The 15,816-nt window shown below is 70.7% G+C and carries 16 protein-coding genes and 1 pseudogene; 6 read left to right on the forward strand and 11 right to left on the reverse strand.

Annotated elements, in window-relative coordinates:
• Positions 1-235 (reverse strand): annotated as a pseudogene (locus ABZ070_RS27090) (S8 family peptidase); the annotation flags it as partial.
• Here ABZ070_RS27090 and ABZ070_RS27095 point away from each other — a divergent pair.
• The 4 genes from ABZ070_RS27095 (at position 132) to ABZ070_RS27110 (ending at position 3,485) form a co-directional block, all read left to right on the forward strand.
• Positions 132-836 carry a DUF4097 family beta strand repeat-containing protein gene (locus ABZ070_RS27095; protein WP_356637963.1) on the forward strand — a complete coding sequence of 235 codons (705 nt, stop codon included), beginning with the start codon at positions 132-134 and terminating at the stop codon, positions 834-836. The pseudogene ABZ070_RS27090 and the gene ABZ070_RS27095 sit on opposite strands and share 104 nt — an antisense overlap.
• A gap of 139 nt (positions 837-975) precedes the next feature.
• A complete protein-coding gene (locus ABZ070_RS27100; protein WP_356637964.1) occupies positions 976-2,319 on the forward strand; it encodes a hypothetical protein in 1,344 nt (447 codons plus the stop codon).
• A 176-nt stretch (positions 2,320-2,495) separates the two neighbouring features.
• Positions 2,496-3,257 carry a DUF4383 domain-containing protein gene (locus tag ABZ070_RS27105; RefSeq protein WP_356637950.1) on the forward strand — a complete coding sequence of 254 codons (762 nt, stop codon included), beginning with the start codon at positions 2,496-2,498 and terminating at the stop codon, positions 3,255-3,257.
• A 9-nt stretch (positions 3,258-3,266) separates the two neighbouring features.
• Positions 3,267-3,485, forward strand: coding sequence for a zinc ribbon domain-containing protein (locus tag ABZ070_RS27110; protein WP_356637951.1), 219 nt, complete (start codon positions 3,267-3,269; stop codon positions 3,483-3,485).
• A gap of 83 nt (positions 3,486-3,568) precedes the next feature.
• On the opposite strand, the gene ABZ070_RS27115 is transcribed toward ABZ070_RS27110, so the two are convergent.
• Together ABZ070_RS27115 and ABZ070_RS27120 are read right to left on the reverse strand one after the other, a co-directional pair.
• Complete coding sequence (locus ABZ070_RS27115; protein WP_356637952.1) at positions 3,569-4,213, reverse strand: response regulator transcription factor; 645 nt, start codon at positions 4,211-4,213, stop codon at positions 3,569-3,571.
• Positions 4,204-5,346, reverse strand: a complete 1,143-nt coding sequence (locus ABZ070_RS27120) for a sensor histidine kinase (protein ID WP_356637953.1) — start codon at positions 5,344-5,346, stop codon at positions 4,204-4,206. The genes ABZ070_RS27115 and ABZ070_RS27120 overlap by 10 nt, the downstream gene beginning before the upstream one ends.
• A gap of 121 nt (positions 5,347-5,467) precedes the next feature.
• Between ABZ070_RS27120 and ABZ070_RS27125 the strand changes: the two genes are divergently transcribed.
• Positions 5,468-6,115, forward strand: a complete 648-nt coding sequence (locus ABZ070_RS27125) for a DedA family protein (protein ID WP_356637965.1) — start codon at positions 5,468-5,470, stop codon at positions 6,113-6,115.
• Positions 6,116-6,174: 59 nt separating this feature from the next.
• Here ABZ070_RS27125 and ABZ070_RS27130 read toward each other — a convergent pair whose 3' ends face one another.
• From ABZ070_RS27130 to ABZ070_RS27140, 3 genes are read right to left on the reverse strand one after another with little or no spacing between them, the layout of a single operon-like run.
• Entirely contained in the window at positions 6,175-7,032 is an 858-nt protein-coding gene (locus tag ABZ070_RS27130) for an HAD family hydrolase (RefSeq protein WP_356637954.1), read from the reverse strand.
• Positions 7,029-9,470: a phosphoribosyltransferase gene (locus ABZ070_RS27135; RefSeq protein WP_356637955.1), complete on the reverse strand. Its 2,442-nt coding sequence runs from the start codon at positions 9,468-9,470 to the stop codon at positions 7,029-7,031. Before ABZ070_RS27135 ends, ABZ070_RS27130 begins: the two co-directional genes overlap by 4 nt.
• On the reverse strand, positions 9,470-10,633 hold the full coding sequence (locus tag ABZ070_RS27140) for an HpcH/HpaI aldolase/citrate lyase family protein (protein WP_356637956.1): 1,164 nt from the start codon (positions 10,631-10,633) through the stop codon (positions 9,470-9,472). The genes ABZ070_RS27135 and ABZ070_RS27140 overlap by 1 nt, the downstream gene beginning before the upstream one ends.
• A gap of 200 nt (positions 10,634-10,833) precedes the next feature.
• Here ABZ070_RS27140 and ABZ070_RS27145 point away from each other — a divergent pair, with 200 nt between their 5' ends.
• Positions 10,834-11,613, forward strand: a complete 780-nt coding sequence (locus tag ABZ070_RS27145; RefSeq protein WP_356637957.1) for a TerD family protein — start codon at positions 10,834-10,836, stop codon at positions 11,611-11,613.
• Between the two features lie 134 nt (positions 11,614-11,747).
• Here the strand turns inward: ABZ070_RS27145 and ABZ070_RS27150 are convergent, their stop codons facing one another.
• The 5 genes from ABZ070_RS27150 to ABZ070_RS27170 form a co-directional block, all read right to left on the reverse strand.
• On the reverse strand, positions 11,748-12,491 hold the full coding sequence (locus ABZ070_RS27150; RefSeq protein WP_356637958.1) for a Tellurium resistance: 744 nt from the start codon (positions 12,489-12,491) through the stop codon (positions 11,748-11,750).
• Positions 12,492-12,599: 108 nt separating this feature from the next.
• Positions 12,600-13,745 (reverse strand): DUF475 domain-containing protein, encoded by a 1,146-nt coding sequence (locus ABZ070_RS27155; RefSeq protein ID WP_356637959.1) that lies wholly within the window; start codon positions 13,743-13,745, stop codon positions 12,600-12,602.
• A 71-nt stretch (positions 13,746-13,816) separates the two neighbouring features.
• On the reverse strand, positions 13,817-14,392 hold the full coding sequence (locus ABZ070_RS27160) for a TerD family protein (protein ID WP_356637960.1): 576 nt from the start codon (positions 14,390-14,392) through the stop codon (positions 13,817-13,819).
• A gap of 108 nt (positions 14,393-14,500) precedes the next feature.
• Positions 14,501-15,076: a TerD family protein gene (locus ABZ070_RS27165; protein ID WP_356637961.1), complete on the reverse strand. Its 576-nt coding sequence runs from the start codon at positions 15,074-15,076 to the stop codon at positions 14,501-14,503.
• Between the two features lie 134 nt (positions 15,077-15,210).
• Entirely contained in the window at positions 15,211-15,669 is a 459-nt protein-coding gene (locus tag ABZ070_RS27170) for a peroxiredoxin (protein WP_356637962.1), read from the reverse strand.
• Positions 15,670-15,816 lie beyond the last annotated feature (147 nt).

Genomic DNA, 15,816 nt, shown 5'->3' on the forward strand with positions numbered 1-15,816 from the left:
CGTTCGCCGCCTCTGAGGAGGCGTTCACCGTGTACGTCTTCGCGACATTGTCGGCGCTGTCGCCGTTCGGGAAGTCTTCCAGCGTGTAGACCGTCGTCGCCGCGTCCGGGGCCGTGCTGCTCGGGGTCGGGCTGGCCGGGTGCGGGAGTGCGGATGCGAGTGGGGCGCCCGTCGAGGAGAAGTCGTTCAGGCTCAGCGGGAAGACGCTGACCATCGACTCCGACAACTCGGACATCGAGCTCGTGTCGGCCGATGTCGAGGAGGTGGAGGTGACCCGGCAGGTCGACGGGTGGGTCTTTCTCGGGGAGGGGCCCGACGCCGTCTGGAAGATGGAGGGCGGGACCCTCACCCTCAAAGTGGACTGCGACGCCGTCGCCAGTGACTGCGTGGCCCGGCACACCGTGAAGGTGCCGCGGGGCACGGCCGTGACCGTGGACGACGACAACGGGAAGGTGACCGCGAGCGGGTTCGACACGGCGCTGAAGCTCCGGTCGGACAACGGCGCGATCGAGGTCACCGACTCCAGCGGCCCGCTCCGGCTGGACAGCGAGAACGGCAGCGTCGTCGCACAGGGCGTGACCGGGAAGAGTGTCGTGGCCACGTCGGACAACGGGTCCGTGCGGCTTGAGCTGGCCGGGGTGCCCGACCGGGTGGAGACCGTGAGCGACAACGGCCGGATCGAGATCGCGCTGCCGGGCGCCGGGGCGCCGTACGCCGTGGCCGCCGAGAGCGACAACGGGGACGTGGATGTCGCCGTCCCGACGGACGACGGCAGCCGCCACATCGTCAAGGCCCGTAGCGACAACGGGAAAGTCGTGGTGCGCAGCGCGAACTAACAGGCCGGTGTGTTCGTCCTTTCCTGGTGGGAGAATTGACCGACCGGGACCGGGCAAGGCGGACACAGCACGGGAGAGGCATGTGACGGCGAGAAACGCACGGCCGCACCACAAGGCACGAGCGAACGCCGTCAGGGATGTGCGGGAAAACGCCCGGAGCGCGCTCGCGCTGGTGCTGCTCCCGCTGCCGCTGCTCGCCGCCGCCGCTGCCGTCGCGCTGCCCGCCGCCTTCGCGAGCGGGGGCACCCGGCGCTGGTTCGGCGGGCGGGGTGAGAGTCAGCGGGCCGATGCGCAGGCCGCGAAGGACGCCGCGGCCGCGGCGTTCTACGAACTGGACACCGCGCAGCGCGATATGCGGATCTCGATCGAGACGATCACTGCGGTGGACAGTTCACCGGGCGCCCGGCGTGCCGTCGACGGCTTCGCCGCCCTCGGGCGGCGTATCGACGAGGTCAGCCACGCCTACATCACCGCGGTCGACGCACACGATCTGGACCGGGACGACCTGGATGCGTCGGTGGCCGCGCAGGCGCGTGCGCAGCTGAACCGCGCCAGGGACGAGCTGGTGCGGGTCAAGGGGGAACTCGACCGGTTCGAGCAGGGGCTCGGGCCGCTGCTCGACAAGGCGGAGACGCAGCTGGCCCGGCTCGCGCCGGCCGTCGAGCGGGCGCGACAGGCGCTCATCTTGGCGAGCAATGCTCTCGATTCGGTGCGTGGCTCCGGTCTGAGAGCGGATGATCTCGCCGCCCGCCTCGCCGCGCTCGCTCCCGAGCTGACGAAGCTCAACGAGGGCGCGGGCAGACACGGGGTCCCCGAGACACTGCAGCGCGCCGACCGCGTGCTGCGCGACGCCGAAGCGGTACGCACAGAAGCCGAACGGCTGCCGGAGCGCGCCGCCGAGATCGACAAGCGCCTCGTGTCGCTCCGTACTCGCGCGCAGGCGCTGACCACCCGGTCCGCCCAGGTCGAGCCGGTACTCAGCGAGCTGCGCCGGCGCTTCACGGTCGCCTGCTGGCAGGACCTGCAGCCCGTTCCCGAACAGGCGGCGCGCGGCGTCCACCAGGCAGAGGAAAAGCTGAAGGAGGCCGGCAAGGCCCGCGAGGAGCAACGCTGGCCGGACGCCACCGCCCTGCTCGCCACCGTCCGCGCACTGCTGAACTCCACGGACGAGGCCGTGTCGGCGGCCCGCGACCGTCTCCAGCGTCTGGATGCCGTGGCCAAGGACCCGCAGCACGAGATCGAGCGGACCCGGTTCGCGATCCGCGACGCGCAGCGTCTCGCCATGGCCGGGCGCAACACGCCCGACCCGCGCCACGCCCGGCCCCTGGACGACTCCGTGGCACGGCTGGACCGGGCCGTCGCCGGGCTCGAGGGGCGGCATCCCGACTATTGGCACTTCCTCACGGAGACCGGGGCAGTACGGCGCACGGTCGCGCATGTCGTCGAGCAGATCCGCGAGGAACGGGGCACCGGCAGCGCCTGACGCGACTGCGTTTGTACCGGTTCGGCCCCGGGCGGATCCTGGGATGGACCCGGGCCGCCCCGGGGCGGTCCGGGGCGGACGGCCCGGGCCATTGCCGGAGCCCGGCCGCTCCCGGGCGGACGCCGGGCCCGGGGCACCGACAAGCGGTGTACGCGCCCGTACGAAGGAGGCCGGACATGGCCGCACACGTACTGCACTCGAGGAGAACCGGCGGGAGCAGCCGCCCGCGCATCAAGCTTGACGAACATCTGCCCGTGGACCACCGCCTCAGCCGTTTCTACCGGGTCGGCGCCGGACTGATGGGCCTGGTGCTGGTCGCGTTCGGCATCCTCGGTCTCATCGACCACATCGGCTTCTTCGACACCCGCGGCGACACCGTCGCGGGCCTCAACACGAACGGCGCGCTGAGTGTCCTGTCCATCGCCGTCGGGCTGCTGCTGTTCGTCGGCATGGTGATCGGTGGCAACCTCGCCTCGACGCTGAACATGGTGCTGGGCATTCTCTTCATCCTCAGCGGGTTCGTGAATCTCGCTCTGCTCGACCGCAGCTTCAACCCGCTCGCCTTCCGCATCCAGAACGTGATGTTCAGCTTCGTGGTGGGCGTCATGCTGATGTTCTTCGGCATGTACGGGCGTGTCAGCGCGACCCTGCCGCACGACAACCCGTACTGGAGAGCCCGCCACCCCGAGGAGGCCGAGTCGGAGCAGCGCGCCGCGCGCCGCCGCGCCGACCTCGCCGCGCGACAGCAGGCCGCCCTCGGCACGGCAACCGGCCCGGGTGCCGTTACCGGTCCCGGCGCGACGACCGGTCCCGGTGCTACCAGTGCGAGCCCTGCCACCGGTCCGGGCATGACGACCGCCGCGCGCCCGACGGCCGGCACCGGCAGCCGGGCAACCCGTCGCGGCCTGCTCTCCCGTATGGCACACCGGCGCCGCTAGCCTGACGTCATGCCTCGTTACGAATTCCGCTGCCGGACCTGCGGCGACACCTTCGAAGTGAACCGCCCCATGGCCGAGTCCTCCGCGCCCGCGAACTGCCCGGAGGGACACGACGACACCGTCAAGTTGCTCTCGGCGGTCGCCGTCGGCGGCACCAAGTCGGCTCCCGCGCCCACCGGCGGCGGAGGCGGTGGTGGCGGCTGCTGCGGTGGCGGCTGCTGCGGCTGACGCACCCGCCCCGATCCGACGGCCGGGCCTGCTGCTGGCCACCCCGCAGCACCCCCGCAACAGACCCGCAGCGGCCCCGTCCGTCACGAGCCGAGGTAGCGCAGCACCGCGAGCACCCGTCGCGAGTAGCCCGTCGTGCCCGTCAGCTCCAACTTGTCGAAAATCGCGTTGATGTGTTTCTCGACCGCGCTCTGGGAGACGTGCAGACGGCCCGCGATGGTGGCGTTGGTGTGCCCCTCCGCCATCTCCGCCAGGACGTCCCGCTCCCGCGGCGTCAGCCGCGACAGCGGGTCGGTGCGGGTGCTGCGGGCCAGGAGCTGCCGTACGACCTCGGGGTCGAACGCCGCCCGTCCCCCGCCGACGCGTTCCAGCGCGTCGAGGAACTCCTCCACCTGCACGACCCGGTCCTTGAGCAGGTAGCCCACGCCCCCGTCGTCGGACGCGAGCAGCTCCGTCGCGTACCGCTTCTCGACGTACTGGGACAGCACCAGCACCCCCACTTCTGGCCGACGCCGCCGGATGTGCAGGGCCGCGCGCAGGCCCTCGTCGGTGTGGGTGGGCGGCATGCGTACGTCGGCGATCACTACGTCCGGCGGGGACGCGTTTACGGCCGAGAGGAGCTGCTCGGCGTCGCCGACGGCGGCGAGCACCTCGTGCCCCTCCTCGGCGAGCAGCCGCACCAGGCCCTCGCGCAGCAGGGTGGAGTCCTCGGCAAGGATTACGCGCACGGCAGCTCCGCGGTGATGGATGTGGGTCCGCCGGCCGGGCTGTCCACCCGGAACCGGCCGTCGAGGGCGGCGACCCGGCTCGCCAGTCCGGTCAGTCCGCCGCCCGTCGGGTCGGCGCCGCCCGCTCCGTCGTCCTCGACGCGGAGTGCGAGTGTCACGCCGTCGCTGTGCAGCGTGACCGCGATGCGGGTGGCACCCGAGTGCTTCACCACGTTGGTGACGGCCTCGGAGACGACGAAGTACGCGACGGTCTCGACCTGCCGGGACACAGGAGCCTCCACGCCCTCGAACCGCAGGTGCACGGGCAGCGGTGTGCGCTCGGCGACCGACTCCAGAGCGGCGCGCAGCCCCGCCTCGTCCAGCACGGTCGGGTGGATGCGCCAGGCGACCTCGCGCAGTTCGGCGAGGGTTCGGCGGCTCTCCTCCTGCGCCTGAAGCAGGAGTTGGTCGGCCCGCTCCGGGTCCCGGCTGCGGCGTGCGCGGCCGACGAGCATGCCGAGCGCGACGAGGCGCTGCTGCACCCCGTCGTGGAGGTCGCGTTCGATGCGACGGCGTTCCCCGTCGACGGCCTCCATCATCTGCGCGCGGGTGGCGGCGAGTTGGGCGATGCGCCGTTCCAGTTCGGCCTGGTGGCCGGGGCCCAGCAGCCGACGGGCGACATGCCCTTCGAGCAGGGCGATCCCGAAGACGCTCTGGGCGCAGAGGAAGATGAGAAACAGGCCCACGAGGCCGGTGCCGGCAACCGCCCAGGGGTACTGGATCTCCGTGACCGTCCACCCGAGTGCGGCGAAGCCCGTGTAGAGCAGCCCGACGAGCACGCAGAAGAGCACGACTCCGCCGAGCATCCCCAGCGGCCAGCGCGCGGCGATGTACCGCACGGCGCGTTCCTGACCGTACGAGGCGGAGATGTGCGCCCCGAGGAAGCGGGCGAGCCTGCGCCGCTCGATGTCCGCGAGGCGGGTGGCGGCGTCGCCCAGGGAGCTCTGCACGGCGCGGCGTCCGCGCGGCCAGGCGAGCACGAGCAGCAGGGCCGCGCCCCACAGCAGGGCGCAGAGCAGCTCGACGACGGCGGTCACGGTTCCGAGGGCGAGCCCCACCGCGTACCAGGCGCCCCGCACTGCCAGAGCCTTCATGACCGGCCACGCTAGCCGGTGCGGACGTCCCGGCACACTGCGGAAAACCGCAGGAAGGTGTGGGGTCGCCTTCAGGGTGGCTTCAGGTGCGCTTCCCTAGGTTCGGAGCATGAGCGGCATCATGAGCAGTGGGACGAGCGGCGGGACGAGCGGCGGCATCGAAGGCTGGGTCAACGGCCTCATGGAGGCTCTGGGGGCACCAGGGGCGGGTGTCGCCATCGCCCTGGAGAACCTCTTCCCTCCCCTGCCCAGCGAGGTGATCCTTCCGCTGGCGGGTTTCGCGGCGAGCACCGGGCAGATGGGCCTGGTCGCCGTCCTGCTGTGGACTACGGCCGGTTCGGTGATCGGTGCTCTCGCCCTGTACGGCATCGGGGCACTGCTGGGCCGGGACCGTACGGTCGCCATGGCGGCCAAGCTGCCGCTGCTGAAGGTCTCGGACATCGAGCGCACGGAAGCCTGGTTCGCCCGGCACGGCGCGAAGGCGGTGTTCTTCGGGCGGATGATCCCGGTCTTCCGGTCCCTCATCTCCGTACCGGCCGGGGTGGAGCGGATGCCGCTGCCGCTCTTCCTGACGCTCACCACCCTCGGCAGCGCGATCTGGAACACGGTCTTCGTCCTCGCCGGTTACGCCCTGGGCGAGAGGTGGGAGGAGGTGACCGGCTACGTCTCCGCCTACTCGAAGGTGGTGCTCGTCGTCGCCGTGCTCGCGGCGCTGGTGTTCGTCGCCGTCCGGCTGCTCAGGCCGGGGGCCGGGGCACGACGCGGCTGAGCCGCCTTCGGCCCGGGGTGCCCGAACCGAGGCGGCTCCCGCCTTGACGGCAGCGCCCCTCAGACCGGCGGCCGGACGACGACCGAGCTGATGCCCTGCCGTTCCCGCCGGAACCGGCGCGACTCCTGCCGCAGCAGGCGCAGGATCTCCTCGCCGGCCGCCACGCCCATCTGCGGCAGCGCCACGACGTGCGGCGCGCGCCAGTCGGCCTCCGCGAGCTCGCCGTGGCCGGGCCGCCAGGCCAGGTCGGCGGCGAGCAGCAGGTCGGCGTCGAGGAGCGAGTCCCCTGCCGCGAGCGTCAGCCGAGCGCCGGTGCGACGGGCGACCTCGCGCACCGCGGCGCTCTTGGTGAGCGGCTTCGGCACGGCATAGATCTTGCGGCCCTGGAGGGAGACGGTCCAGCCGCGGACCTCCGCCCAGGCGCCGAGCTCTGCGACCCAGCCGTCGGGCAGCAGCGACCGCTCGACGACGAGGTAGGCGAAGAGGTCCTCGGCGACCCGTTCCTTGCGCAGCCAGGCCGGGTCGGCGGTGTCGCGCAGGTGCGCCCGGATCTCCGCGAGGGGCGCGCACTCCGCGGCGAGCCGCGCCGCGACCGACTCGCGCCAGTCGCGGTCGCTGATGCCGTCGACGAGCAGGTGCCCGCCGTTCGCGCAGATCGCGTACTTGGGCGGCAGACCGGGCAGGCTGATGCGCTGGTACTGCTTGCGGGTGCGGGTCGTCGTGGGGACGAAGACGGTGTCCTGGGCGAGCTTGGTCAGCAGCCCCGCGGCACGCTCGGTCATGTACGACAGGGGCTTGTGCTCGTGCACTTCGACGCACAGCAGCCGCGGTGCGACGGCGTCGGGCATGCCGAGACCCAGGGCCGCGTTCGAGTAGATGAGCGTACGGTCGAGGTCGCTGGCGACGAGCACGGTCACTGTGTCACCGCCTTGCCGTCGGCGCCCGTGGCCCCACGTGTGTACTTGGGGTGGATCAACCCGACGCAGCTGTACGGGAGTTCGTCGACGTCCTCGACGGGTACGCCGCGCTGCTCCGCCAGGAGCCGTACGTGGTCGAGGTCGGCGCCGGCGCCCCGGCTCGCGAGGATCTTCCAGGGAACCCTGCGCAGCAGGACGCGCGTGGTCTCGCCGACGCCCGGCTTGACGAGGTTGACGTCGTGGATGCCGTACTCCTCGCTGATCCGCTCGACGGCGCCCCAGCCCTCCCAGGTGGGGGTGCGGTCGGCGGACAGCAGTTCCTTCACGTCGGCGTCGACGGCGGACTGAACCTCGTCGAAGTGGGCGGCGACGGTGTCGAGGAAGTGGCCGGAGACGTCGGAGCCGGCGAGCTCGCGGTAGAACTTCGCGCCGTGGAAGTCGTCGGGGCCGACGAGGTCGGCGCGCAGGACCGTGCGCGATATCAGGCCGGAGACCGTGGAGTTGAGGCAGGCGGAGGGGATCAGGAAGTCCTCACGTGTGCCGTAGGTGCGCACACAGCCGCCCGGGTCGGCGAGGACGGCGATCTCCGGGTCGAAGCCGGGGAAGTCCCGCAGGGCTTCGGCGAGTTCGCGGGTGATGGCGCCCTTGCCGGTCCAGCCGTCGACGAAGACGACGTCGGCCGGGTCGTGGTTCTCGGCGAGCCAGCGCAGTGCGTTGGCGTCGATACCGCGGCCGCGCACGATGGACACGGCGTAGTGCGGCAGGTCCAGGCCGTGCCGGTGCCGGGCCCAGCGCCGCATCAGCACGCCCACGGGGGTCCCGGCGCGGGCGAGCGAGACGAGTACCGGGCGCGGTGTCCGCTCGGCGAGAACGGTGTCGGTGACGGTGCCGACGGCGCGGGCGATGCGGGCGGCGGAGGCCGTGAGCGCGTCCTCGAACAGCTGCTGGTACCGCTCGCTCGGCTGGTACTCGACGGGCAGCGACTCGGCGTAGTGCGCGCCGCCGCTCTGGATGGCCTCCTCGCGCTCCTCCGTCGGCGCTTCGAGCTCCACGTCCGAGAGGTCCTGGAGCAGCCAGCCGACCTCCTCAGGGGCGTAGGAGGAGAAGTCCGGTCCGCGGAGCGGCTGGGGCAGCATGGAGGGCCTTTCAGGTCCTTCGGATACGTCACCGTGGGGTACGTAACTGGGCACGACGGCGAGCACGACGTGCGGGGTGTGGGCGGCGAGTTGGGCCAGCAGGCCGTCGGGGGCGTGCAGCTGCGCGGTGTCGGCGGCCGAGTCGACGACGGCGACGACCGCGTCGAAGCCGCCGCCCGCCACGTTGTAGGCGTAGCGGTCGCCCGGGCCGTCCGCCGGGTCGTCGTGGGCGGGGAAGACGAGCCGGGTGCGTATCGCGTAGCCGGGGTCGTCGACGGCGAGGACGGGCGAGCGGGTGGTGGTGGAGTACCGCACCTCCGGCACGGCCTCGGACCGCTCCAGGGCGAGGGCCAGGCGCAGGGGCGCGTACATCAGCTCCTCGCAGCCGAGGACGAGGACGCGGCGGGCGTCGCCGACGGCTTCGGCGACCTGGGCCGTCATGCCGGGCAGCGCGGCTTGCAGGGCGGTGCGGTGGGCCGGGGAGAAGCCGTGCCGGCCACCGTCGGGGACGCCTGCGGGCCAGTCCAGGGCCACCCGGACATGGCGGGGGTCCGTGGCCGGGGGCGTGTCCTTCACGGTGGGCTCGTGCCGTGCGACGAGGTCCCGGCCTTTCGCCAGGACGCCGTCCGGGAGGCTGACCGTGCCGGACGCCATGGCCACCAGGTCGACGCGGGCGCCGATCTCCTCGGCGAAGGTCTCCAGGCGGCCGAGATCCGCCGTGGAGCGCATGTCGACCAGCGCCACGACCACGTACCGCTCGCGCGGGTAGCGCTCGTGCAGATCGCGGACGGTGTTGAGGACGGTGTTGCCCGTGGAGAACTCGTCGTCGACGAGCACCAGCGGGCCGGTGCCCGCCAGCAGCGTCGGGTCCTCGGGCAGCAGCAGGTGCGACGTCGCGTGCGAGTGGGACTCCTCGAAGCCGCCCGCGGGGGCCACTCCGTCGACCGGGCGGCGGGTGGAGTGCAGATACGGCACGGGGCCGATGCCGTCGGCGACGCAGTGGCCGAGCCCGGTCGCCGTCTCCGCGTATCCGAGGACGACGGCGCGGGCGGCCTCCTCGGGGCCCAGCAGATCGCGTACGCGCAGCCCGAGGGCGTACGCGTGCCCGTACACCGCCCCGGGGCTCTGCGGCACATGCTTGCCCAGGACGTTCGACACCAGGAGGTGGGCGCGTTTGGGGTTGCGGCGCAGGGCGAGGCCCAGGAGCTCTTGGAGCCGCTCGTCACCGTCGAGCCCGACTCCGAGCCGCTCGGCGACCCAGCTTCCCGACCACACCACGTTCTCTTCGCCCCTCGTCGTCATCAGTCCGCCAGTCCGGCCGCGAGCAGTTCCACGAACCCGACGTCCTCCTTGGCGACGCCGAACACCTCGGCCCGCAGCAGGGTCCGCTCGGCCCAGGCCCGGTGCGGTTTCACTTCGTTCATCTTGTTCGTATAGGCGGAACGCAGCACTCCGCCGCCGCCGCGCTCGGGACGCAGGATGTCCTGGGCGTCGCTGAACTCCTCGTGGCTGACCACGGACAGTGCGTGCACCGGCAGCACGTGGGAGGGGTGGATGCAGGTCTTGCCGAGCAGACCGTTGGCACGGTCCAGCTCGATCTCCCGGAGCAGGCCGTCGAGGTCGTGCTCGATGAGGGCGGTACGGAGCTCCTCCGCCCGGCCCTCGAGGAACGGGCTGCGGCGCAGCTGCGGCTTGAACATGCGCTCCTGGGACCTGAAGTACTCCCACACCGGGCCGGTGATGGTGAAGCCGGTTCCGTCGGACCGGCCGAGCACATTGACCACGTCGGCGATGACGGACGTGACGATCCGTACGTCGTAGGCCGTCATGTCGGGCGAGCGGCGCAGCCCGTACGCGGAGCAGAAGTCGGTGACGCCGAGACGCAGGGCGAGGACCCGGTCGCGGTACTTGTCGACGGTGCGGGCGATGCCGCTCAGCGCCTCGGTCCTGGTTTCCAGGTGAAGCAGCTCGGGCGACTCGAGGACGGGCATCGCGAACAGCCGCCGGCCGCTCTCGGCCTCCGCGGTCTCGAGCGCCTCGAGGAACGGGGCGCCCCGCTCCTCGGTGAATTTCGGAAGTACGAATCCGGACAACAGGCGTCCCGCCTGTCCCAGGCGTCTCACCAGGTCCGGGATCTGCTCCGCGCTGCGGACGCGGATGAACAGGAGCGGCACTTCGACGCCGCGCGCGTCGAGGTCCGAGAACTGCCGGACGAGGTTCGCCTCCGCGTCCTCCACTTCGGCGTCGTCGATGGAATCCTCCAGGCACAGCACCATGGAGACGACGCCGCGCCCGGCCTGCTTGAGCACGTCGTCGGCCAGCTTCGGCCGGGTCGCCGGGCTGTAGAGCGTGGCGCCCAGGGCAGCCGCCAGCGTCCGTGCGGGTGAGTCCGCGCCGAAGCCGCACGGCTCCTGGTGGAACAGCCGCTCACGGACAGCGGGCGCGATGTGCCCGAAATGACGCATATATGGTCCCCCGTCTGCCGCTCGGCCCTCACACTGTGTGGCCGGTAATAGTACGTAAGCACAGGTGTCAAGAGTTCCCCAAGTGCATGAACTCCAGGTAACTCGTCCGCTTCTCGACCCTGCCCCGCGGATGGCCGCCAGAGGCGCGGCACAGCCGGGAACTGGCCCCGCGTTGTCCCTTCCCCCCTCGGGCAGGCAGGATGACGGACATGACGCACGCGATGCTGAAGGGCTCGAACGTCCCTCTTGAAGCCACGGCCGTACGGGCCGTGCTGCGCTGGACGCCGGGCGCGGGGGTGCCGGATGTCGACGCCTCCGCCCTGCTGCTCGGCGCCGACGGCCGCGTGCGCTCCGACGAGGACTTCGTCTTCTACAACCAGCCGCGCCACCCGTCCGGCCTGGTGCGGCGGCTGCCGAAGAAGCGTGTCGCGGAGCATCTGACCGACACCGTGGAGGCCGACCTGGCGGCGCTGGACGCGTCGGTCGACCAGGTCGTCATCGCGGCGTCGTCGGACGGCGCCAGCTTCGAGCACGTACGTGACCTGCGGATACTGCTGCACGATGCCGGAGCCCCGGACGGCGGCGAACCACTGGCCGTCTTCGACGTGAAGCCCGAGACGGGCGAGGAAACGGCGATCATCTGCGGCGAGCTCTACCGGCGCGGTGACGGCTGGAAGTTCCGTGCGGTGGCGCAGGGCTATCCGACCGGGCTGGTGGGGCTCGCGACGGCGTTCGGCATCTCGGTGGACGAGGCGGCGGGAGAGCCGGACGAGCCGGCGTCCTCCGCCGCGCCGCATCCCGCACCCCAGCCGCAGCCGGCATACGGCTACCCGCCGTCCGACGTGACACAGCCCGCGCCTGCGTACGCACCGGCGCCGCAGCCGGCCTACGGCTACCCGCAACCGGCCGCGGCGGCGGCGTACGCGCCGGACCCGGCGTTCCGACTGCCGCCGATGGGCCCGCAGTTCCAGCGCCCGTAGCCGGGCCCGCGGCTCCAGCGTCCGTAACCCCTCCGCGCGCGAGGCCGTAGCCGCCCGGCACGTCCCTGCGCCGGGTGAGGATGCGCACGCCGGGGCCCTTGTAGCCCCGACCGGCACGGCGGCCCGCCCAGGGGCTACACGCGGCTCTGCGACTTGTAGCCGCGCCCCCACTGCAGCCCCCACCCGTACAGGCGGTCGAGTTCCGCCTGGAAGCCGTACACGAACTTCACCTCGCGCCGCACCGTCAGATCGCCCTTGCTGTTCTCCACGGAGAACACGGCGCACGAACGTGCCTGCGGGGCCCGCTCGTCGAGTTCGATCTCGACGCGCGGCCCGTTGCTCGGGTAGAGCGTGACGTGCGCGTGGGTGCGGTCGAAGGCCGGGGTCTGGTCGTAGATGTAGACGAAGAACAGCAGCCGCTTGATCGACTCCCGGTGGTCGAGATTGACGAAGATCGTCTCGCCGGAGGGTGCGCCGAACCGGTCGTCCCCGCTGAGCTTCACGAACGGCGGCCCGTTCAGGTCGCCGAAGAAGCTGCCGAGGGGCTGCACCACGCCCTTGCTGCCGTCGGTCAGCTCGTACAGGCAGCCGAGGTCGAGGTCGACGTTGACCACGCCCTGCGTGTGGGCCTGCACGACGTCCGGCTGGAAGAGTTTCATCGGGTTCCGCAGCAGCCTGCCGCTCTGCCGTGAGCGCCCCTCGATGTCGGAGGTGCGCATCCGCCAGGACAGGTTGACGCGCAGGTTGCCGCTGGCCGCGCCCTGCTTGGTGAGCGAGACGGCCGGGTTGCGTTTGGTCAGCTCGATGGAGTTGGTCGCGGCGCTGCCCGAGTCGAACTGCGCCGCCCTTCCCCGCCACAGGTTGTCCCAGATGGCCATGCCCCACCCCTTGTCGTCACTGGTCGCCCGGTGCCCCACACATACGCGACGGGGCGGCCGGGAGCACCCGGCCGCCCCGCAAGGAAGCGTTCCTCACTGGTGGGGGTGTCACACCCCGGAGGAGACCTCAGCCTTGTCCCCCGGTCCCCCGGACTTCCCCTCCGACGCCTCCAGCGCCTTGTTGCGCCGCAGGGACGACCAGAACGAGGCGGCGATCAGGAGGACACCGACGAGGCCGGTGATGATCTCGTCGATCTGGTACCGGATGGTCACGAGCAGGATGGTGGCGAGCGCGCCGATCGCGTAGTGCGCGCCGTGCTCCAGGTAGACGTAGTCGTCCAGGGTGCCCTGGCGGACCAGGTAGACCGTGAGCGAACGGACGTACATGGCGCCGATGCCGAGGCCCAGCGCCATCCAGAAGATGTGGTTGGTGATGGCGAAGGCGCCGATGACGCCGTCGAAGGAGAACGAGGCGTCGAGGACCTCGAGGTACAGGAAGAGGAAGAACGCGGCCTTGCCGGCCAGGCCGACCGCGGAGACGGGCTTGCCCTCCTTCTTGGCCTGCTCCTCCTCCTCGTGCTCGCGCTCCTCCTCTTCCTCCAGCTTGTCCTCGAAATAGCCGGAGAGACCGCCGACGACGAGGTAGGTGATCAGACCGGCGACGCCGGCCAGGAGCACGGTGGCCGTCTTGTCGGCGTGCCCGGAGCTGGTGTGCGCCTCGACCGCGAAGTACATCGCGGACAGCAGCAGGGCGATCAGGGCGACGCAGGCCGAGAGCATGTCGATCTTGCCGAGCTTGGCCAACGGCCGCTCCAGCCAGGCCAGCCACTTGTGCTCGCGCTCCTCGAAGATGAAGTCGAGGAAGATCATCAGCAGGAACATGCCACCGAAGGCGGCGATTGCCGGGTGGGCGTCGGTGACGAGGGCCTCGTACCGCTCGGGCTGGTCCATGGCCAGCTGGACCGCTTCGATCGGCCCGACCTTGGCACTGATGGCGACGATGACGACGGGGAAGACCAGTCGCATACCGAAGACGGCGATCAGAATGCCGATGGTCAGGAAGATCTTCTGCCAGAAGGCGTTCATCTTCTTGAGGATTCCGGCGTTGACGACCGCGTTGTCGAACGACAGCGAGATCTCGAGGATCGACAGGATCAGTACGATCCCGAACGCCTCCCAGCCCCACTGCCAGGCGGCGAATGCGAGGCCGAGCGCCGTGACGGCGAACGACCAGCCGAAGGTTTTCAGAACCACTGGCTACCCAATCGTGTAATTGTCCCCCGGGCGAAGCCTGGGGGAGGTCCTCCCCCGCGCCGCACGCGGCTTTACGAAACGTTGACCCCGAAGTCTAGAGCGATGCCCCGCAGCCCTGACGCGTACCCCTGCCCCACTGCTCGGAACTTCCACTCGCCGCCGTAGCGGTAGAGCTCGCCGAAGATCATCGCGGTCTCGGTGGAGGCGTCTTCGCTGAGGTCGTAGCGCGCCAGTTCCTGGCCGTCCGCCTGGTTGACGACGCGGATGAAGGCGTTGCTGACCTGACCGAAGGTCTGGCCGCGGTTGTCGGCGTCGTGGATGGAGACCGGGAAGACGATCTTGTCGACGTCGGCCGGGACCTTGACGAGATCCACCAGGAGCGACTCGTCGTCGCCGTCGCCCTCGCCGGTGAGGTTGTCACCGGTGTGCTCGACCGAGCCGTCGGGGCTCTTGAGCTGGTTGTAGAAGACGAACCACTCGTCGCCGAGCACCCGCCCGTTCTGGCAGAGCAGCGCGCTGGCGTCGAGGTCGAAGGGTGCGCCGGTGGTGGAGCGCGCGTCCCAGCCGAGCCCTACGAGCACCTGCGTGAGATTGGGTGCGGCCTTGGAGAGGGAGACGTTGCCTCCCTTGGCGAGCGTGACGCCCATGATGGTGAGTCCTCCCCTGTGGCTTTGCTGCCGGGTGCAGCGGATCTTCAGGCACGTCCGGCGCCGCACGGAGGAGTGCGGCGCCGGACGTGGAGAGTGCTGGCTGGCTCAGACGTTCACACCGAAGTCCTGCGCGATGCCGCGCAGACCCGAGGCGTAACCCTGGCCGATGGCACGGAACTTCCACTCCGCGCCGTTGCGGTACAGCTCGCCGAAGACCATCGCGGTCTCGGTCGAGGCGTCCTCGCTCAGGTCGTAGCGGGCGAGCTCGTTGTTGTCGGCCTGGTTGACGACGCGGATGAAGGCGTTGCGCACCTGGCCGAAGGACTGCTGGCGGCTCTCGGCCTCGTAGATCGAGACCGGGAAGACGATCTTGTCGACGTCGGCGGGGACCGAGGCCAGGTTGACCTTGATCTGCTCGTCGTCGCCCTCGCCCTCACCGGTGAGGTTGTCACCGGTGTGCTCCACAGAGCCGTCGACGCTCTTGAGGTTGTTGAAGAAGACGAAGTTGCCGTCGTTGGTGACCTTGCCCTCGGCGTTGGTCAGCAGGGCGCTGGCGTCGAGGTCGAAGTCGGTGCCGGTGGTGGTACGGACGTCCCAGCCCAGGCCCACGGTGACCGCTGTCAGATTCGGCGCGGCCTTGGTCAGCGAGACGTTGCCGCCCTTGCTGAGGCTGACTCCCACGAGTCCCTCCATTGGTTTTCAGGGGCAGCGCCCCCGTCGTGCGTTGGCTATCGGATCAACGAAGGGATCCTAGTGACCGGTTCCCACTCGCAGTGCTATTTCAGGGGGATACCTGCTGAAACCCTCGCGGGGGATCAGAGGGCCTCCAGCGCCTTGACGTAGTCGTTCAGATCGCGGGCGTCGGGCAGGGCGTTGACGACGGTCCAGCGCACGACGCCCTCCTTGTCGATGATGAACGTGCCGCGCACCGCGCAGCCCTTCTCCTCGTCGAAGACGCCGTAGGCGCGCGACGTCTCGCCGTGCGGCCAGAAGTCGGAGAGCAGCGGGTACTCGAACCCTTCCTGCTCGCCGAAGACGCGCAGGGTGTGGATCGAGTCGTTGGAGACGGCGAGCAGCTGGGTGTCGTCGTTGACGAACTTCGGCAGCTCGTCACGCAGGGCGCACAGCTCGCCGGTGCACACGCCGGTGAAGGCGAAGGGGTAGAAGAGGAGCACGACGTTCTTCTCGCCGACGTAGTCGGAGAGGGCCACGGTGCGGCCGTGGTTGTCCTTGAGCTCGAACTCCGGCGCCTTGTCGCCGACCTCGATCGCCATGGAGAGCGCATCCCTTCGTCAATTCGTCCGCCGGCCGATCACATGCGGCCGGTCCGGTGAGGACCAGCCTACGCAGAAGGCCCCCGCCGACCTGTGCACGTTGTCCAGGCCGTCGAGGGCCTTGTCGTAGGGATCGGAGTCGTTCGA

Source organism: Streptomyces sp. NPDC006283 (assembly GCF_040613325.1).
In the GTDB taxonomy this organism is placed as follows: Bacteria; Actinomycetota; Actinomycetes; order Streptomycetales; family Streptomycetaceae; genus Streptomyces.